The organism is Arthrobacter sedimenti (assembly GCF_042652025.1).
GTDB lineage: Bacteria > Actinomycetota > Actinomycetes > Actinomycetales > Micrococcaceae > Arthrobacter > Arthrobacter sedimenti.
On the sequence record NZ_JBHSDQ010000005.1, the window covers coordinates 244731 to 259769 of the forward strand.

Genomic DNA, 15039 nt, shown 5'->3' on the forward strand with positions numbered 1-15039 from the left:
CACGTGAAACACTTCTACCGTCACGGCTACCGGTAGAACCGGCACGACAGGACGGATCACAATCCTCTACTCTGAAATCCTTCCACTCCTCCCAACAGCTGGATCAAAGCACTTCTCGTTACAAAAGGGGGTGTAAGAACATGATGATCAGAGAATTATGCGGATTTACCAGTGAGATAGAGACTCATGTCTCCGTGGGAATGGTGAAGGCGACCCCAAAAGGCCGCGCACACAACCCTTAGCAAGCGACCACGGGAAGGGTAAGCGTTCGACCATGTACGCGGCCACAGAGCGTAATTCGACGTTGGCCTCCCTGAAAGCTAGCCAGTCTAGGGCCGGCCAACAATCTCTAGCGGCGATTGGCAGATGTAGTTGCGATATCAGGACAGAACCTTCAGCTACTTGCCCCGCCACCAACCATCACAGCGTACGGCTCCGCCCACTACTAAAAAAGACCCGATTCGCGAAGAATCGGGCCTTTCTTATTGGGGATCAGTTAGACGAATCCGGAGCCAACACATCCATAATGCGGTTTAGGTCCTCAACGCTGGCAAACTCGATGCTCACCTTACCTTTTCTCACACCGAGCGAGATCTTGACGTTCGTATCAAGGCGGTCGGAGAGCGAGGAAGCCAAGTAATCAAGGCGTTCATGCCGGGCCCCAGGGCGCGGGATGTTGTTCTTCGTGGGCTTTGCAGGATCCTGGTACAGCGTCACCGCCTCTTCCGTGGCCCGCACTGACATACCCTCTGCAACAATCCTCTGCGCGAGCCGCTCCATGGCGGCAGCGTCGGGCAGCGACAGAAGGGCACGTGCATGGCCTGCGGACAGCACCCCGGCAGCCACCCGCCGCTGTACCAGCGGGGGGAGTTTCAGCAAGCGAAGAGTGTTGGACACCTGCGGCCTGGAACGGCCAATGCGGTCCGCCAGCTGTTCGTGGGTGGTACCAAAGTCTTCCAGGAGCTGCTGGTAGGCCGCTGCCTCTTCCAGCGGGTTCAGCTGGCTGCGGTGGAGGTTCTCGAGCAGAGCGTCCCGGAGAAGGTCGTCGTCCGTCGTATCGCGGATGATCGCAGGAATGGTTTCGAGCCCAGCGGCTTGGACGGCGCGCCAGCGGCGTTCGCCCATGACCAACTCGTAGGGTTCGCTACCGGGTTCGGTTGATGTGCGAACAACAACGGGCTGGAGCACCCCGATCTCGCGAACCGAGTGAACCAGTTCCGCCATGTCGTCTTCATCGAAGACATTGCGCGGCTGCTTCCGGTTCGGGTGGATATCTGACACCGGAATCTCGGCGAAACGTGCACCGGGAACTTCCACCAGCCCGACGCCGGAGTCGGCAGCCACACCGGCCTGAGCAGGCTCTTCGGGGCGTGAAATATCCACCGGCTTTGGGGCTTCCGAATCTTCCACTGCGGCAGGTGGTTCGGCGGCGGCAGCCTTGGATCCCGCTGCGGGGGACTTCCTGGCAGGAGCCCTCTTTGCCGAAGCGGGAGCAGCCGCCGAGGCTGGCTTCTTATCATCGCTGCTCTTATCGGCAGCGGCATTGGAGGCAGCTGCTTTAGCTGAAGAAGACGGGGTGGCGGGAGTTGCCGCCTCCTTGCTCTGCATTCCGGTGACTGCTGCCGCTGCAGGCTGCCCTGAGGGTTCTGCCTTCCTGCGTCCTTCCGGGAAGAACAGATCAACAGGCCGCGATACCGCCCCACCGTTGCCGGAACCATTGGTTGCGGCGGAACTTGGAATCAGCGCGCCAAGACCGCGGCCTAGGCCCCGTCGCTTCTCGCTCATGGGTAAATCCCTCCAGTGGTAGAGCCGGGCTGACCCTTGCTCCGTGCGTTGCGGTATTGAAGATTCTAGCGTTCCGCTATTTCAGCGGCGGCTTCCAAGTAGGACAGGGCACCACTTGAGGACGGATCGTAAGTCATGACCGTCTGCTGGTAGCTGGGGGCTTCGGAGATGCGGACGGACCGTGGAACCACGGCCGAGAGGACCTGTTCGGGGAAGTGCTGGCGTACCTCCGCAGCGACCTGGGCAGCGAGGTTGGTGCGGCCGTCGTACATGGTGAGCAGGATGGTCGACACAACGAGGTCCGCGTTAAGGTGCTTTTGGATCATCTCGATGTTCTTGAGCAGCTGGCTCAGGCCCTCCAGTGCGTAGTACTCGCACTGAATGGGGATCAGCACCTCACTGGCTGCGCAGAAAGCGTTGACGGTCAGCAGGCCCAAGCTGGGTGGGCAGTCGATGAACACATAGTCCAGCCGGTCCTCGCCGTTCTTCTCGCGTTCCTTCGCGTAGACATCGATGGCCCGGCGCAGCCGCTGCTCGCGCGCCACAAGGGACACCAGCTCAATCTCGGCCCCTGCAAGGTGGATCGTTGCCGGCGCGCAGATGAGCTTTCCGATATCCGGGCACGGGGCTACGACGTCGGCAAGAGGGACGTCATTGATCAGGACGTCATAGATGCTGTCAACGTCTGCATGATGCTCGATGCCCAAGGCGGTGGAGGCATTTCCCTGGGGATCGATATCGATGACCAGCACATTGAGTCCGGCCGCTGCCAAAGCCGCGGCGATGTTGACCGTGGTGGTGGTCTTGCCTACTCCACCCTTCTGGTTGGACACCGTGAATATACGGGTCTTTTCGGGGCGAGGGAGCTGACGTCCCATCAGACGCTCACGGCGCTTCGTTTCATGGGCAAGCTCCCGTGCAATGGGGCTGGAGTCGTCGATCGCGTCGATGACGTTTGATCGACCGTTAGTGGTTGTTTCACGTGAAACTGCATTGCCCGACGCAGCGGAGACACCTGCTTTCGGGTGGTTTCCACCCCGGGCGGGAGCCATGCCGATACCGGCAAGTCCGGACCCAGCGACAGAACGTGCCGACCCCAGGGACACAAACGGCGGGATCCGTTGTGCGGAGGCTTCACTACTGGTCACTGGGGCACACTCACTCTCGTTCAGCCAATTTTGCTGCCGTTGTCTAGCCTAACTGCTCCTGCCTGCTGACAGCCGTCAGCGGGCCCGGGTCAGGACTTCTTTTGGGACTTGTTCACCACAATGCGGACCACCGTAGTGGGCTCCTCGAGGAGGTTGTCACCTACGGTCAGTACCGAGGTCTCAACGCCACCCAGCTTACGGATGGTCTTGGCCGCCTTCTCGATTTCTTCCCCCGCACTGCGTCCCTTGATGGCCACCACTTCACCGTGGCCGCCAAGGAGCGGGATGGTGAGGCCGGCCAGGTTGGTCAGGGCCGAAACGGCGCGGGCGGTTACCACGTCAGCCTCCACCTGCCCTACGGCCAACTCGGCGCGCGTACGCATGACTGTGACGTTGTCCAGGCCAAGGTCATCCACCACTTCCTGGAGCCAGATCACGCGACGCTCCAGCGGCTCGATGAGCGTCAGCTCAAGGTCCGGGCGCGCAATGGCAAGGCACAGGCCAGGCAGTCCGGCGCCGCTTCCGACGTCGGCAACATGGCTTCCCGGGGGAATCTCGCTTTCGATGACTGCACAATTGAGGACATGCCGGCTCCACAACCTGGGCACCTCCCGTGGCCCGATAAGGCCCCGCTCAGTTCCGGAGGTGGCCAAGTGCTCCACGTAGCGCTTGGCAAGGTCCAGCCGGTCGCCGAAGATTTTCTCAGCAGCGCGCAGTTCTGCTGCCGTGATGTCAACCATGGTTATCGGGTCAGCATTCTCTAGTCCGCGGAAACAACAATGTGGCGTCCGGCGCCTTCGCCCTCGGACTCACTGACCAAGCCGAGGTCGGCCACAGCATCATGAACAATCTTGCGTTCGTAGGCACTCATCGGTTCAAGTGCCACCGACTTGCCGGTTTCCTTGACGGACGCCGCGGCGTCTTCGGCAATCTTCTGCAGGTGGCCCGTGCGCTCCTGCCGGTAGCCATTGATGTCCAGGACAAGCCGGGAACGGTTTTCCGTGGCCGACAGGACTGCCAGCCGAGTCAGCTCCTGGAGCGCTTCAAGGACCTCGCCGTCTTCGCCAACCAGGCCTTCGAGACCTTCGGCTTCCTCCTCGGCGACGATGGAGATGTAGGTGCGGCCGTTGCGGACCTCAATGTCGATATCACCGTCGATATCGGCGATATCCAGCAGTTCCTCCAGGTAGTCGGCAGCGACGTCCCCCTCTTCCTCGAGGCGGCTGGCGGCGGAAACCTTGGCGGCGGAAGCATCCTGGTTCACGGAAACGTCCTGATCTTCGATCTCTTCAGAAAAGGCGTGCTCGGCGCTCTCGGCAGACATTACTTCTTCTTCCTGTTCTTGCGCTGGGGCTGGACACGCTGTCCCTTGATCTCAACTGCGGCGGCCGCGGCGGCGTCGGCTGCTTCGTCCCGCTTGCCGGTCAGCACAGAAAGTGCCGGCAGGCCCTTGGCGGCACGGCGTTCGGCGAGGGCCTTGGCTGCGGGGGATCCCGGCGTCGGCATGCGGCGGATGACAAAGAACTGCTGGCCCATGGTCCAAAGGTTGGTGGTGGTCCAGTAGATCAGGACACCGATGGGGAAGTTAATGCCGCCCACACCGAAGACGATGGGCAGGATGTAAAGCATCATCTTCTGCTGGCGCATGAACGGGCTGGCCATGGCTTCTTCGGACATGTTCTTGGCCATGATCTGCTTCTGGGTGATGAACTGCGAGGCCGTCATGGCCAGGATCATCACGATCGACAGCACCACCACGGCAACCTGGCCGCCACCACCCCCGCCGTGCAGCAGGGAAGCGGACAGCGGAGCCCCAAAAATGCTGGACGCATCGAACTCGACAACCTGTTCGTGGCTCATGGCACCGATGCCGGCGCCCTGGTCTTTGGCCTGCGAGATGCCCGACAGCACCTGGAAGAGTGCAAAGAAGAACGGCATCTGGATCAGCATGGGAAGGCAGGCGGAGAACGGGTTGGTCCCGTGCTTCTTGTACATGGCCATCTGTTCCTGGGCCATGGCCTGGCGGGAGAGCTGGTCGGTCTTGCCCTTGTACTTTTCCTGCAGCTTCTTCAGGTCGGGCTGCAGCAGCTGCATGCCGCGCTGCGCCTTGATCTGCTTGACGAACACGGGGATGAGGGCGGCACGGATCACCAGCACCAGCCCGATGATGGCCAAAGTCCAGGTCCAGCCGTTCTCCGCGGGCATGCCAATGGCGCTGAGCCCGTCGTGGAACGCCACCATGATGAACGAAACCAGCCACTTGAACGGGGCGATTATTGTTCCAAAGATGTCCATACTTATCCCTATTCGTCAGGCCGCACTGCGGCCTTGTTCATCAGTCCGATCAACCCGGTAAATGTCCGGATTGTTCAGCACAACAATTGTGGGGGTCCGGCCTTCGGGCCATTCCCGGCGGCCGGCGGGGACGTGGTCCACGCCGCCGGCATTCCATGGGTGGCAGTGGCCAAGGCGCCGGGCTGCCAGCCAACTTCCCTTGACGGCGCCATGGACGGTGACCGCTTCAAGGGCATACGCCGAGCATGAAGGGAAGAATCGGCAGACCGGGCCGTACAAGGGAGAAACCACCTTGCGGTAGGCCATCAGCAGAAGGATGAGGATGTTCCGGGGCAGGTCCCAGAGGAACCTCCCGACGGCGGCCAACAGGTGGCGGGAATGGGCGACGACGGCAGTGGCGTTAGGCACGCGTTGTCCCCTCCTGTGTTGTACCGGCCGAACCTTTGGCGGCAGCCCGTGAAGGGCGGCCGGCCAGCCGGTTCAGCGCAGATCCCAGTGCAGCGTTGTAGTCCGACAGCAGCTGGTCCCAGCTGGCGGTGGCAGACGCAGGAAGCGCCCGCACCACGATGGCGAGTCCCGTACCGTGCTCGCGCAGCGATGCAGCAGCTGCTTCCCTCAGTCTCCTCTTAACGAGGTTCCTGACCACAGCGTTCCCTACACTCTTGGAAACAATGAACCCGATCCGGCTGGGTTCGTCGGCAGCAATGGCTACCGCATATAACACTACGTTCCGGCGCCCATTGCGGACACCGGAACGTACAGTTGTTGAAAAATCGGTTGAAGTCCTCAGGCGGTTGCGGGCGGCCAGCACCTTAAACTCGCAAAGGGATGTCTACCGACGAGCCAGTTATTTAGGCCGACAGTTCGGTGCGGCCCTTGCCACGACGGGCTGCCAGGATGGCACGGCCGGCACGGGTACGCATACGAAGGCGGAAGCCGTGCTTCTTGGCTCGACGGCGGTTATTCGGCTGAAAAGTCCGCTTGCTCACGTTAGTTACTCCAGTGGATCAAAGGTGCGTCCACCCGATCAGTATGGGGAAGAACTGGCCGACGCTAAGTTTTGTATATGCACGCTTCCCCCGACTGGCCAGGCGCACTGCGACTGGATAGTTCAAATGGGGCCAAAAAGCGGACACAAAGGACTTCACAACGTTAGGGCAATCCGCGGCCCGGAGTCAAACCGGGAGGTCCTTCTCCGGCTGTCCCCAGCTGTGCCTAAGTATCCCCAACAGCCTGTGGATGAAGTGGCTCACAAGGCCATTCGGAGAACCACAACAGTGTAATTATCCACAGCCGGATAGCCAGCTATCTTCTAGGCTTTTCATCCCCTAGAGTGTCCCAGTAGCCGATTATCCACGGGTTGTGCATAACCCTGTGGATGAAGTTGGGCCAGGACCCTGGTTCCGGACTTGGGCTGCAGACAATGCATCCATAGCAAGTTTTGAGGGAACCGATTGATGACAGTAGACGAAGCCAACCACGCCAATACTGTCGGAAGTTCCTGGCGCCGGGTTGTCAGCCTGCTGGAACAGGACCACCGTGTTTCCCCACGACAGCGGGGCTTTGTCATCCTGGCCCAGGCGCAGGGCCTCATCGGTTCCACCCTCCTGGTGGCTGTTCCCAACGAACTCACCCGTGAAGTACTGCAGACCCAGGTCAAAGACGCACTTGACGACGCGCTGCACAACGTCTTCTCCGAAGACATCCGCTGCGCCATCGACGTCGACACAGACTTGGTTCCCATCCACGAAGAGCCCGAGCCCGTCGTCGAACCCGCTTACGCACCCGACCAGCTGATCGAGCAGAAGCCGCAGCCCATGCTGCCCAGCACGTCGCATGAATTCGGCCGGCTGAACCCCAAGTACGTCTTCGATACCTTCGTGATCGGTTCCTCCAACCGCTTTGCCCACGCCGCCGCCGTCGCGGTCGCTGAAGCACCGGCCAAGGCCTACAACCCGCTGTTCATCTACGGCGACTCCGGACTGGGCAAGACCCACCTGCTTCACGCCATCGGCCACTACGCCCGGCGGTTGTACAGCGGCATCCGTGTCCGCTACGTCAACTCGGAGGAATTCACCAACGACTTCATCAACTCCATCCGCGACGATGAGGGTGCCAGCTTCAAAACCACTTACCGCAACGTGGACGTGCTGCTGATCGATGACATCCAGTTCCTGGCCGGCAAGGACCGGACCCTGGAGGAGTTCTTCCACACGTTCAATTCGCTGCACAACAACAACAAGCAGGTGGTTATCACCTCGGACCAGCCGCCCAAGTTGCTGGCGGGGTTCGAAGACCGCATGAAATCCCGCTTCGAATGGGGCCTGCTCACCGACATCCAACCGCCGGAACTTGAAACCCGTATCGCCATCCTCCGCAAGAAGGCCTTGAGCGAGGGCCTCTCCGCCCCGGACGATGCCCTGGAGTACATCGCTTCCAAGATTTCCAGCAACATCCGCGAACTCGAGGGCGCACTGATTCGCGTCACGGCGTTCGCCAGCCTGAACCGCCAACCGGTGGACGTGGCCCTTGCAGAAATGGTGCTCAAGGACCTGATCACCGACGACGGCGCACAGGAGATAACCTCCGCCCAGATCCTGCAGCAGACCGCGGACTACTTCAAGCTCAGCATGGAAGAACTTTGCAGCAAGTCCCGCACCCGGACCCTGGTCACTGCACGGCAGATCGCCATGTACCTCTGCCGGGAGCTCACCGACATGTCGCTTCCCAAGATCGGCCAGGAGCTTGGCGGCCGCGACCACACCACTGTCATCCACGCAGACCGCAAGATCCGCGAGCTGATGGCCGAGCGCCGTGTGATTTACAACCAGGTCACCGAGCTGACCAACCGCATCAAACAGCAGCAGCGCGACTCCTGAATCCACACCGTGGTCCGCACTCTATACCTTATTAACAGGGGCATGTGGATAAGCCTGTGGATACTTAAGGGGACAAGCGCGGTTAATGGGCTTAAAACCCTTAAGCCGTCTGTGGATCGTTAAAAACGCGCTTTTGCGTTGTCCCCATCCACACCCTGTTTAAAACCCAGGTAACGCACACTCGATGAACAGGGCTTAACTGCGGAACTGCGGGGCAGGAGCAGGTTATCCACAGTTTCCACAGCAGTTATTAACACTACGAATCCCAAAAAATCGAAGTCCCTCAAACAACAAGATCGATGCGCAGGTCCGCCAAGGGGGCCTGCCGGCCCCTGAAGGGCCGGGTTGGACTCCAGGGGGATGGGTTAATCCCCGATCTTCCGGCTAAGCTGTCAGCAGCGCTCCCATCCCTGGGTTTTTGTGTGGTTTCCATCTCCACGGACCATGCACCAGCCGTGGTGCGCCCAACTTCTTCCGGAGTTTCCCCGCGAAATTCCCGGGTTTACATGGCAGCAGCAATGAAAGGCGGCACCCCTCCGTGAAGTTCAGAGTCGATCGGGACGTCCTGGCAGAAGCCGTTACCTGGACAGCCCGGTCCTTGTCTCCGCGGCCACCAGTGCCCGTCCTCTCCGGCTTGCTCCTGAAGGCCGAAGCAGGAACCGTCAGCCTCTCCAGCTTTGACTACGAGACGTCGGCACGCCTGGAGATCACCGCAGACATCAGGGACGAAGGCACCATCCTGGTCTCCGGCCGATTGCTCGCCGATATCTGCCGCAGCCTGCCTTCCGCTCCTGTGGACGTTGAAACCGACGGCAACAAAGTCACGCTTACCTGCCGCCGTAGCAGCTTCCACCTGGCCACCATGCCGGAAGCCGAATATCCTCCGTTGCCTGCCCTGCCCGCCATCAGTGGAACTGTCCCGGGCGATGCCTTCGCCCAGGCCGTCTCCCAGGTCATCATCGCGGCCAGCAAGGACGACACCCTGCCCATCCTCACCGGTGTGCGGATGGAGATCGAGGATGACCTGATCACCCTTCTTGCCACCGACCGCTACCGGCTGGCCATGCGCGAAGTGCCCTGGAAACCTGTCACGCCGGGCATCTCCACCAGCGCCCTGGTCAAGGCCAAGACCCTCAACGAAGTGGCCAAGACCCTTGGCAACAGCGGAGACATCAACCTGGCACTGTCCAATGACGACAGCCGGCTCATTGGGTTTGAAAGCGGTGGGCGCACCACCACGTCCCTGCTGGTGGACGGCGATTACCCGAAGATCCGGTCGCTGTTCCCCGAGTCCACACCCATCCACGCCACGGTCCAGACCCAGGAACTGGTGGAGGCCGTTCGCCGTGTATCGCTCGTGGCCGAGCGCAACACCCCGGTCCGGCTCGCCTTCACTGCCGGCCTGTTGAACCTTGACGCCGGCACCGGTGAGGACGCCCAGGCATCGGAGGAGCTCGAAGCCCAGCTGTCCGGTGACGACATCACCGTCGCCTTCAACCCGCACTACCTCACTGAGGGCCTCAGCGTCATTGATACCAAGTTCGTCCGGTTCTCCTTCACCACGGCACCCAAGCCCGCGATGATCACGGCGCAGGCCGATGCCGACGGCGAAGACCAGGATGACTACCGCTACCTGGTGATGCCGGTCCGCCTTCCCAACTAGTCCCCGCCGCCCCCTTGCCTCGCAAGCTCGGCCAGGGAACCCGGGCGGCGGGGGCCCACCCGTCGGCTCCCAGCCACCGCCACTTAGCGCAGAAAAGAGTTCCACCATGCACATTGGACTGATCGGCCTCGGCAAAATGGGATTCAACATGCGTGAACGCCTGCGCAAGGGAGGTGTGGAGGTCACCGGCTACGACCGGAACCCGGATGTCACCGATGCTGCCACCGTAGACGACCTCATCGCCGCCGTACCGGCACCCAGGATCATCTGGGTCATGGTCCCGGCTGGACCCATCACGGATGCCGTGGTCACCGAACTCAGCGACAAGCTGCAGCCGGGGGACCTGGTCATCGATGGTGGCAACTCCCGGTTCACCGAAGACCAAAAGCACGGCGAACTGCTCGCCGCCAAGGGGATCCACTTCGCCGACTGCGGCGTATCCGGCGGAGTGTGGGGCCTGCAGAACGGCTACGGCCTGATGGCCGGCGGGGACGCAGCCGACATCGAACGCGCCCTCCCGGTCTTTGATGCTCTGCGCCCGGAGGGCGAAAGGGCGGACAGCTTTGTCCACGTGGGTGGCATCGGCGCCGGCCATTACGCCAAGATGGTCCACAACGGGATCGAATACGGCCTGATGCAGGCGTACGCCGAGGGCTATGAACTGCTTGCGGCCAAGGACATCGTTACCGACCTGCCCGGCACGTTCCGGGCCTGGCAAAAGGGAACGGTGGTCCGTTCCTGGCTCCTTGACCTCATGGTCAAGGCCCTTGACGAGGACCCGGGCCTGGCCTCAATCGACGATTACGTGGAGGACTCCGGCGAAGGCCGGTGGACGGTGGAAGAAGCCATTGCCAACGCCGTGCCCGCCCCCGCCATCACCGCCGCGCTGTTCGCCCGCTTCGCATCCCGGGAGGACACCTCACCTGCCATGAAGATGGTTTCCGCGCTGCGCCACCAGTTCGGCGGCCACGCAACCCGTCCCGCCAAGTAGCACCCACCGGGAACCTGCAGCGTTCCCAGAATTGCCAAAAACCGCGTGTATCTGGAACACCTTTCACTGACCGACTTCCGCAGTTACGCCCAGGTTGACCTTGCCCTGGGCCCCGGCGTCACCGTCCTGGTGGGATCCAACGGCATCGGCAAGACCAACCTCATGGAAGCCATCGGGTATCTGGCCACGCTCAGCTCCCACCGCGTCAGTTCCGATGGGCCGCTGCTGAGGTTCGGCACGGAACGGGCACTGGTGCGCGCCCGGCTGGTCCGCGGCACCCAGACCACGGTCCTCGAGTTGGAAATCAATGCCGGCCGCGCCAACAGGGGACGCATCAACCGCAGCAACCCCGTCCGCGCCCGCGACCTGCTGGGCATCTGCCATACCGTCCTCTTTGCCCCGGAGGACCTGGCCTTGGTCAAGGGCGATCCGTCCAACCGGCGGCGGTTCCTCGACGAGCTGCTGGCCAGCCTGGTTCCGCACCACGCCGCCACCCGCAGCGACTACGACCGGGTCCTGAAACAGCGCAACGCCCTGCTCAAATCGGCCCGCGCCGGACGGTTCACCGCCGCACATGAGTCGACCCTGGACGTGTGGGACCAGCACATGGCCCGGGCCGGAGCGGAATTGCTGCATGCACGGCTGGAACTGGTGGAACGGCTCCGCCCGCACCTCGCCCGGGCCTATGCGGAACTGACGGACGCGTCCAAGCCCGCTGATGCCACCTACCGTTCAACCCTCCAGAACCAGATGGACGACGACGGCGTCCCGGCCGCCGGTGCCCAGCGCACCGCGGACGGAGGTTCTCCAGGTGAACAGGATGACCTGCGGCTTCTCTCCGTCGAACAGCTCACGGAACGGTACGTCCAGGCGTTCGCGGAATCCCGGAAGAAGGAACTGGAACGGGGCATCTCCCTGGTGGGTCCGCACCGGGACGAACTCGAGCTGATGCTTGGCCAGGCACCTGCCAAGGGATATGCCTCGCATGGGGAAACCTGGTCTATGTGCCTGTCCCTTCGGCTCGCCTCTTACTACGTCATGCTGGACGATGCCCGAACCGGCGGTTCCGCGCCCATCCTCATCCTTGACGATGTCTTTGCCGAACTGGACGTCCAGCGTCGGCGTAAACTGGCCGCAATAGTCTCCGGCGCGGAACAGGTCCTGGTGACCGCCGCCGTCGACGCCGATATTCCGGAAGAGCTGTCCGGGCGGCGGGTGAAAGTCATCCCGGGAGGTATCGATGAGCAGTGACCAGGGCGGCGGGCTCCAGCCCGGCCGCGAACCTGACAACATCGACGCCCCGCAGGCCGCGCTGAACCGCATGCGCGAAGCCGCGGCCGCCAGGGGCGAAGTCCGGCGGAAAGTGGCGCGGCCGGGTTCCCCGAAGGCCAAGGGGGGCATCCGCGACACTCGGGGTTTCAGCCAGTTCCATGCCACCGGCCGCGATCCGCTGGGCCTGGGAAAGGTGGTCGGCCGGCTGGTTGCGGAACGGGGCTGGACCTCACCTGTGGCCGTCGGATCAGTCATGGCAGAGTGGGCCACCTTGGTCGGGCCGGAAATTTCCGCACACTGCACACCCGAAAGCTTCACGGACACCACCCTCCACGTGCGGTGTGATTCCACCGCTTGGGCAACCCAGCTTCGGCTTCTGAGCAGCAGCCTGCTTGAGAAATTCCGCCGCGAACTGGGCGACGGCGTGGTCACCAGCATCCAGGTGCTTGGCCCGTCGGCACCGAGCTGGCGCAAGGGCGGGCGCAGCGTCAACGGCCGTGGGCCCCGGGACACGTACGGATAGTCAGGACGCCAACTCTTGAAACTGCGTCCGGGGCCGTGTAGGGCGCTGTCAGGACTGTAGCGTGTATAGCCACCCGGAGGGCGTACCGCGGGGCCGCCCTGGGCGGGGCCTAGAGCCTCGCATGGCCATATTCGCTGCCGGCGAAGGCCCTGGAATGCGGGGATATCACCTTGTTCGCGGTAGAATTGACTCAGATAACTGGGCGCGGATGAGACGTTGACTTCAGTCCGTTCTCCGCGCACTTCCCGTGTGTGGAGCGTGGACCACCAAACGTCAGCAAGTCACCGGCGCCATAAGTTTGTGCCTGTTGGCGGGTGGATTTTCCCCTGGGGAGAGAAACCGGCCGGCCATCATCGAGAACAGAGGAGTCGCAGCGCCTGTGGCTAACGACAATACAGATATTCTGGCAGCAGATACAGCAGTCGAGGATGGCCGCACCCCTGATACTCCACCTGCGGCGGCTACTCCACGCGAATACGGCGCCAGTGACATCACTGTCCTTGAAGGCCTCGAGGCTGTTCGCAAGCGTCCCGGCATGTACATCGGCTCCACGGGTCCCCGCGGCCTCCATCACCTGGTCTACGAAGTGGTGGACAACTCCGTGGATGAGGCGCTGGCTGGCTACTGCAGCCACATCGAGGTAGTCCTGCAGGCAGATGGCGGCGTCAAAGTGGTCGACGACGGCCGCGGCATTCCCGTCGACATGCACCCGACTGAGCACAAGCCCACCGTCGAGGTGGTCATGACCATCCTGCACGCCGGCGGCAAGTTCGGCGGCGGCGGGTACGCCGTGTCCGGCGGCCTCCACGGTGTGGGCATCTCCGTGGTCAACGCCCTGTCCAGCCGGGTGGATACCGAAGTGCGGCGCCAGGGGCACGTATGGCGGATGTCCTTCGCCGACGGCGGCAAGCCCCAGGGCAGCCTGGTCAAGGGCGAAGAAACGGATGCCACCGGTACCAGCCAGACGTTCTACCCGGATCCGGCGATCTTCGAAACCACCGAATTCGATTTCGAAACGCTCCGTGCCCGCTTCCAGCAGATGGCTTTCCTTAACAAGGGCCTGCGCATCACGCTTACGGACGAGCGTGACGCCCCGTCCAGCGATGCTGACGGCGACCTGGACCTCGACGACCTCAGCACCGAGGGCGAGGTCAGCGCAGAACACCGCACCGTGGTGTACCAGTACGACGAAGGCCTGCTGGACTATGTGAAGCACCTGAACTCGGGCAAGAAAGTCGAAGTGGTCCACGAGGACGTCATCGCCTTCGAAACCGAGGACAAGGAACGCCGCATCGCGTTGGAAATGGCCATGCAGTGGACCAACGCCTACTCCGAGAGCGTGCACACCTACGCCAACACCATCAACACCCACGAGGGCGGCACCCACGAAGAGGGTTTCCGCGCTGCCATGACGTCCCTCATCAACCGGTATGCCCGGGAAAAGGGCATCATCAAGGAGAAGGACGACAACCTCACGGGCGATGACATCCGCGAGGGCCTGACTGCCGTCATCTCCGTCAAACTGGCCGAACCCCAGTTCGAGGGCCAGACCAAGACCAAGTTGGGCAACTCCGAGGTCAAGGGCTTCGTCCAGCGCGTCGTCACCGACGGACTGGGCGACTGGCTGGAACGCAACCCCGGCCCCGCCCGCGATGTGATCCGCAAGGCCATTTCCGCCGCACAGGCTCGAATGGCGGCCCGGAAGGCACGCGACAACGCCCGGCGCAAGAGCCCGCTGGAATCGTTCGGCATGCCCGGCAAGCTTTCCGACTGCTCCTCGAAAGACCCGGAAAAGTGCGAGGTCTACATCGTGGAGGGTGACTCCGCCGGCGGTTCCGCCAAGCGCGGCCGCAACCCTGAAACGCAGGCCATCCTGCCGCTGCGTGGCAAGATCCTGAACGTGGAGCGGGCCCGCCTGGACAAGGCCCTGGGCAATGCGGAGGTCCAGTCCATGATCACCGCCTTCGGCACCGGCATCGGCGAGGACTTCGACCTCGCCAAGCTGCGGTACCACAAGATCGTCCTCATGGCAGACGCCGACGTGGATGGCCAGCACATCACAACCCTGCTGATGACCCTGCTGTTCCGTTACATGCGGCCGCTGATCGAGAACGGTTACGTGTACCTGGCGCAGCCCCCGCTGTACCGGATCAAGTGGTCCAACGCCCCGCACGACTATGTCTACAGCGACCGCGAACGCGACGCCAAGCTGGTGGCAGGGCAGGCAGCAGGACGCCGCATCCCCAAGGACAACGGCATCCAGCGCTACAAGGGCCTGGGCGAGATGGACTACACCGAACTGTGGGATACCACCATGGACCCGGATCACCGCACCCTGCTGCAGGTCACCATGGACGACGCCCTTGCGGCCGACCAGATCTTCTCCGTCCTCATGGGCGAAGACGTGGAATCACGCCGTAACTTCATCCAGCAGAACGCCAAGGACGTCAGGTTCCTGGACATCTAAGGACCCGCTCCAAAGT

13 protein-coding genes and 1 pseudogene are annotated in these 15039 nt (G+C 62.4%); 6 read left to right on the forward strand and 8 right to left on the reverse strand.

Features of this window, described 5'->3' with window-relative positions:
• Positions 1–492: 492 nt before the first annotated feature.
• The 8 genes from ACFO0G_RS13795 to rpmH all read right to left on the reverse strand — a co-directional run bounded on the left by ACFO0G_RS13795 (position 493) and on the right by rpmH (position 6217).
• A complete protein-coding gene (locus ACFO0G_RS13795) occupies positions 493–1785 on the reverse strand; it encodes a ParB/RepB/Spo0J family partition protein (RefSeq protein ID WP_376978271.1) in 1293 nt (430 codons plus the stop codon).
• Between the two features lie 65 nt (positions 1786–1850).
• Positions 1851–2933 carry a ParA family protein gene (locus tag ACFO0G_RS13800; RefSeq protein WP_286400611.1) on the reverse strand — a complete coding sequence of 361 codons (1083 nt, stop codon included), beginning with the start codon at positions 2931–2933 and terminating at the stop codon, positions 1851–1853.
• Between the two features lie 89 nt (positions 2934–3022).
• Positions 3023–3673, reverse strand: a complete 651-nt coding sequence (gene rsmG, locus ACFO0G_RS13805) for a 16S rRNA (guanine(527)-N(7))-methyltransferase RsmG (protein ID WP_376978273.1) — start codon at positions 3671–3673, stop codon at positions 3023–3025.
• 20 nt (positions 3674–3693) lie between these two features.
• Positions 3694–4257 carry a Jag family protein gene (locus ACFO0G_RS13810; protein WP_376978275.1) on the reverse strand — a complete coding sequence of 188 codons (564 nt, stop codon included), beginning with the start codon at positions 4255–4257 and terminating at the stop codon, positions 3694–3696.
• Positions 4257–5228 carry a membrane protein insertase YidC gene (yidC, locus tag ACFO0G_RS13815; protein WP_286400617.1) on the reverse strand — a complete coding sequence of 324 codons (972 nt, stop codon included), beginning with the start codon at positions 5226–5228 and terminating at the stop codon, positions 4257–4259. The genes ACFO0G_RS13810 and yidC overlap by 1 nt, the downstream gene beginning before the upstream one ends.
• A gap of 15 nt (positions 5229–5243) precedes the next feature.
• The gene (yidD, locus tag ACFO0G_RS13820) at positions 5244–5636 is read right to left on the reverse strand and encodes a membrane protein insertion efficiency factor YidD (protein WP_286400619.1); all 393 of its coding nucleotides are present in this window, start codon (positions 5634–5636) and stop codon (positions 5244–5246) included.
• On the reverse strand, positions 5629–6039 hold the full coding sequence (gene rnpA / locus ACFO0G_RS13825) for a ribonuclease P protein component (protein ID WP_286400621.1): 411 nt from the start codon (positions 6037–6039) through the stop codon (positions 5629–5631). The genes yidD and rnpA overlap by 8 nt, the downstream gene beginning before the upstream one ends.
• Positions 6040–6079: 40 nt before the next feature.
• Positions 6080–6217: a 50S ribosomal protein L34 gene (gene rpmH / locus ACFO0G_RS13830; protein ID WP_003800212.1), complete on the reverse strand. Its 138-nt coding sequence runs from the start codon at positions 6215–6217 to the stop codon at positions 6080–6082.
• Positions 6218–6685: 468 nt separating this feature from the next.
• Between rpmH and dnaA the strand changes: the two genes are divergently transcribed.
• The 6 genes and pseudogenes from dnaA (at position 6686) to gyrB (ending at position 15023) form a co-directional block, all read left to right on the forward strand.
• Positions 6686–8107 carry a chromosomal replication initiator protein DnaA gene (gene dnaA / locus ACFO0G_RS13835; protein ID WP_018769876.1) on the forward strand — a complete coding sequence of 474 codons (1422 nt, stop codon included), beginning with the start codon at positions 6686–6688 and terminating at the stop codon, positions 8105–8107.
• 538 nt (positions 8108–8645) lie between these two features.
• Positions 8646–9770 carry a DNA polymerase III subunit beta gene (gene dnaN, locus ACFO0G_RS13840; protein ID WP_142131986.1) on the forward strand — a complete coding sequence of 375 codons (1125 nt, stop codon included), beginning with the start codon at positions 8646–8648 and terminating at the stop codon, positions 9768–9770.
• A gap of 100 nt (positions 9771–9870) precedes the next feature.
• Positions 9871–10761: pseudogene (gene gnd, locus ACFO0G_RS13845) on the forward strand (phosphogluconate dehydrogenase (NAD(+)-dependent, decarboxylating)); the annotation flags it as partial.
• Between the two features lie 45 nt (positions 10762–10806).
• A complete protein-coding gene (gene recF, locus ACFO0G_RS13850; protein ID WP_376978279.1) occupies positions 10807–12012 on the forward strand; it encodes a DNA replication/repair protein RecF in 1206 nt (401 codons plus the stop codon).
• On the forward strand, positions 12002–12556 hold the full coding sequence (locus tag ACFO0G_RS13855; RefSeq protein WP_376978281.1) for a DciA family protein: 555 nt from the start codon (positions 12002–12004) through the stop codon (positions 12554–12556). The genes recF and ACFO0G_RS13855 overlap by 11 nt, the downstream gene beginning before the upstream one ends.
• Positions 12557–12935: 379 nt before the next feature.
• Positions 12936–15023, forward strand: coding sequence for a DNA topoisomerase (ATP-hydrolyzing) subunit B (gyrB, locus tag ACFO0G_RS13860; RefSeq protein WP_286400627.1), 2088 nt, complete (start codon positions 12936–12938; stop codon positions 15021–15023).
• Positions 15024–15039 lie beyond the last annotated feature (16 nt).

Excerpts from the sequence above, each read along its gene's own strand:
- rsmG (WP_376978273.1), bottom strand. The coding sequence starts at position 3,673 with ATGGTTGACATCACGGCAGCAGAACTGCGCGCTGCTGAGAAAATCTTC.
- ACFO0G_RS13795 (WP_376978271.1), bottom strand. The coding sequence starts at position 1,785 with ATGAGCGAGAAGCGACGGGGCCTAGGCCGCGGTCTTGGCGCGCTGATT.
- dnaA (WP_018769876.1), top strand. The coding sequence starts at position 6,686 with ATGACAGTAGACGAAGCCAACCACGCCAATACTGTCGGAAGTTCCTGG.
- yidC (WP_286400617.1), bottom strand. The coding sequence starts at position 5,228 with ATGGACATCTTTGGAACAATAATCGCCCCGTTCAAGTGGCTGGTTTCG.
- ACFO0G_RS13855 (WP_376978281.1), top strand. The coding sequence starts at position 12,002 with ATGAGCAGTGACCAGGGCGGCGGGCTCCAGCCCGGCCGCGAACCTGAC.
- ACFO0G_RS13810 (WP_376978275.1), bottom strand. The coding sequence starts at position 4,257 with ATGTCTGCCGAGAGCGCCGAGCACGCCTTTTCTGAAGAGATCGAAGAT.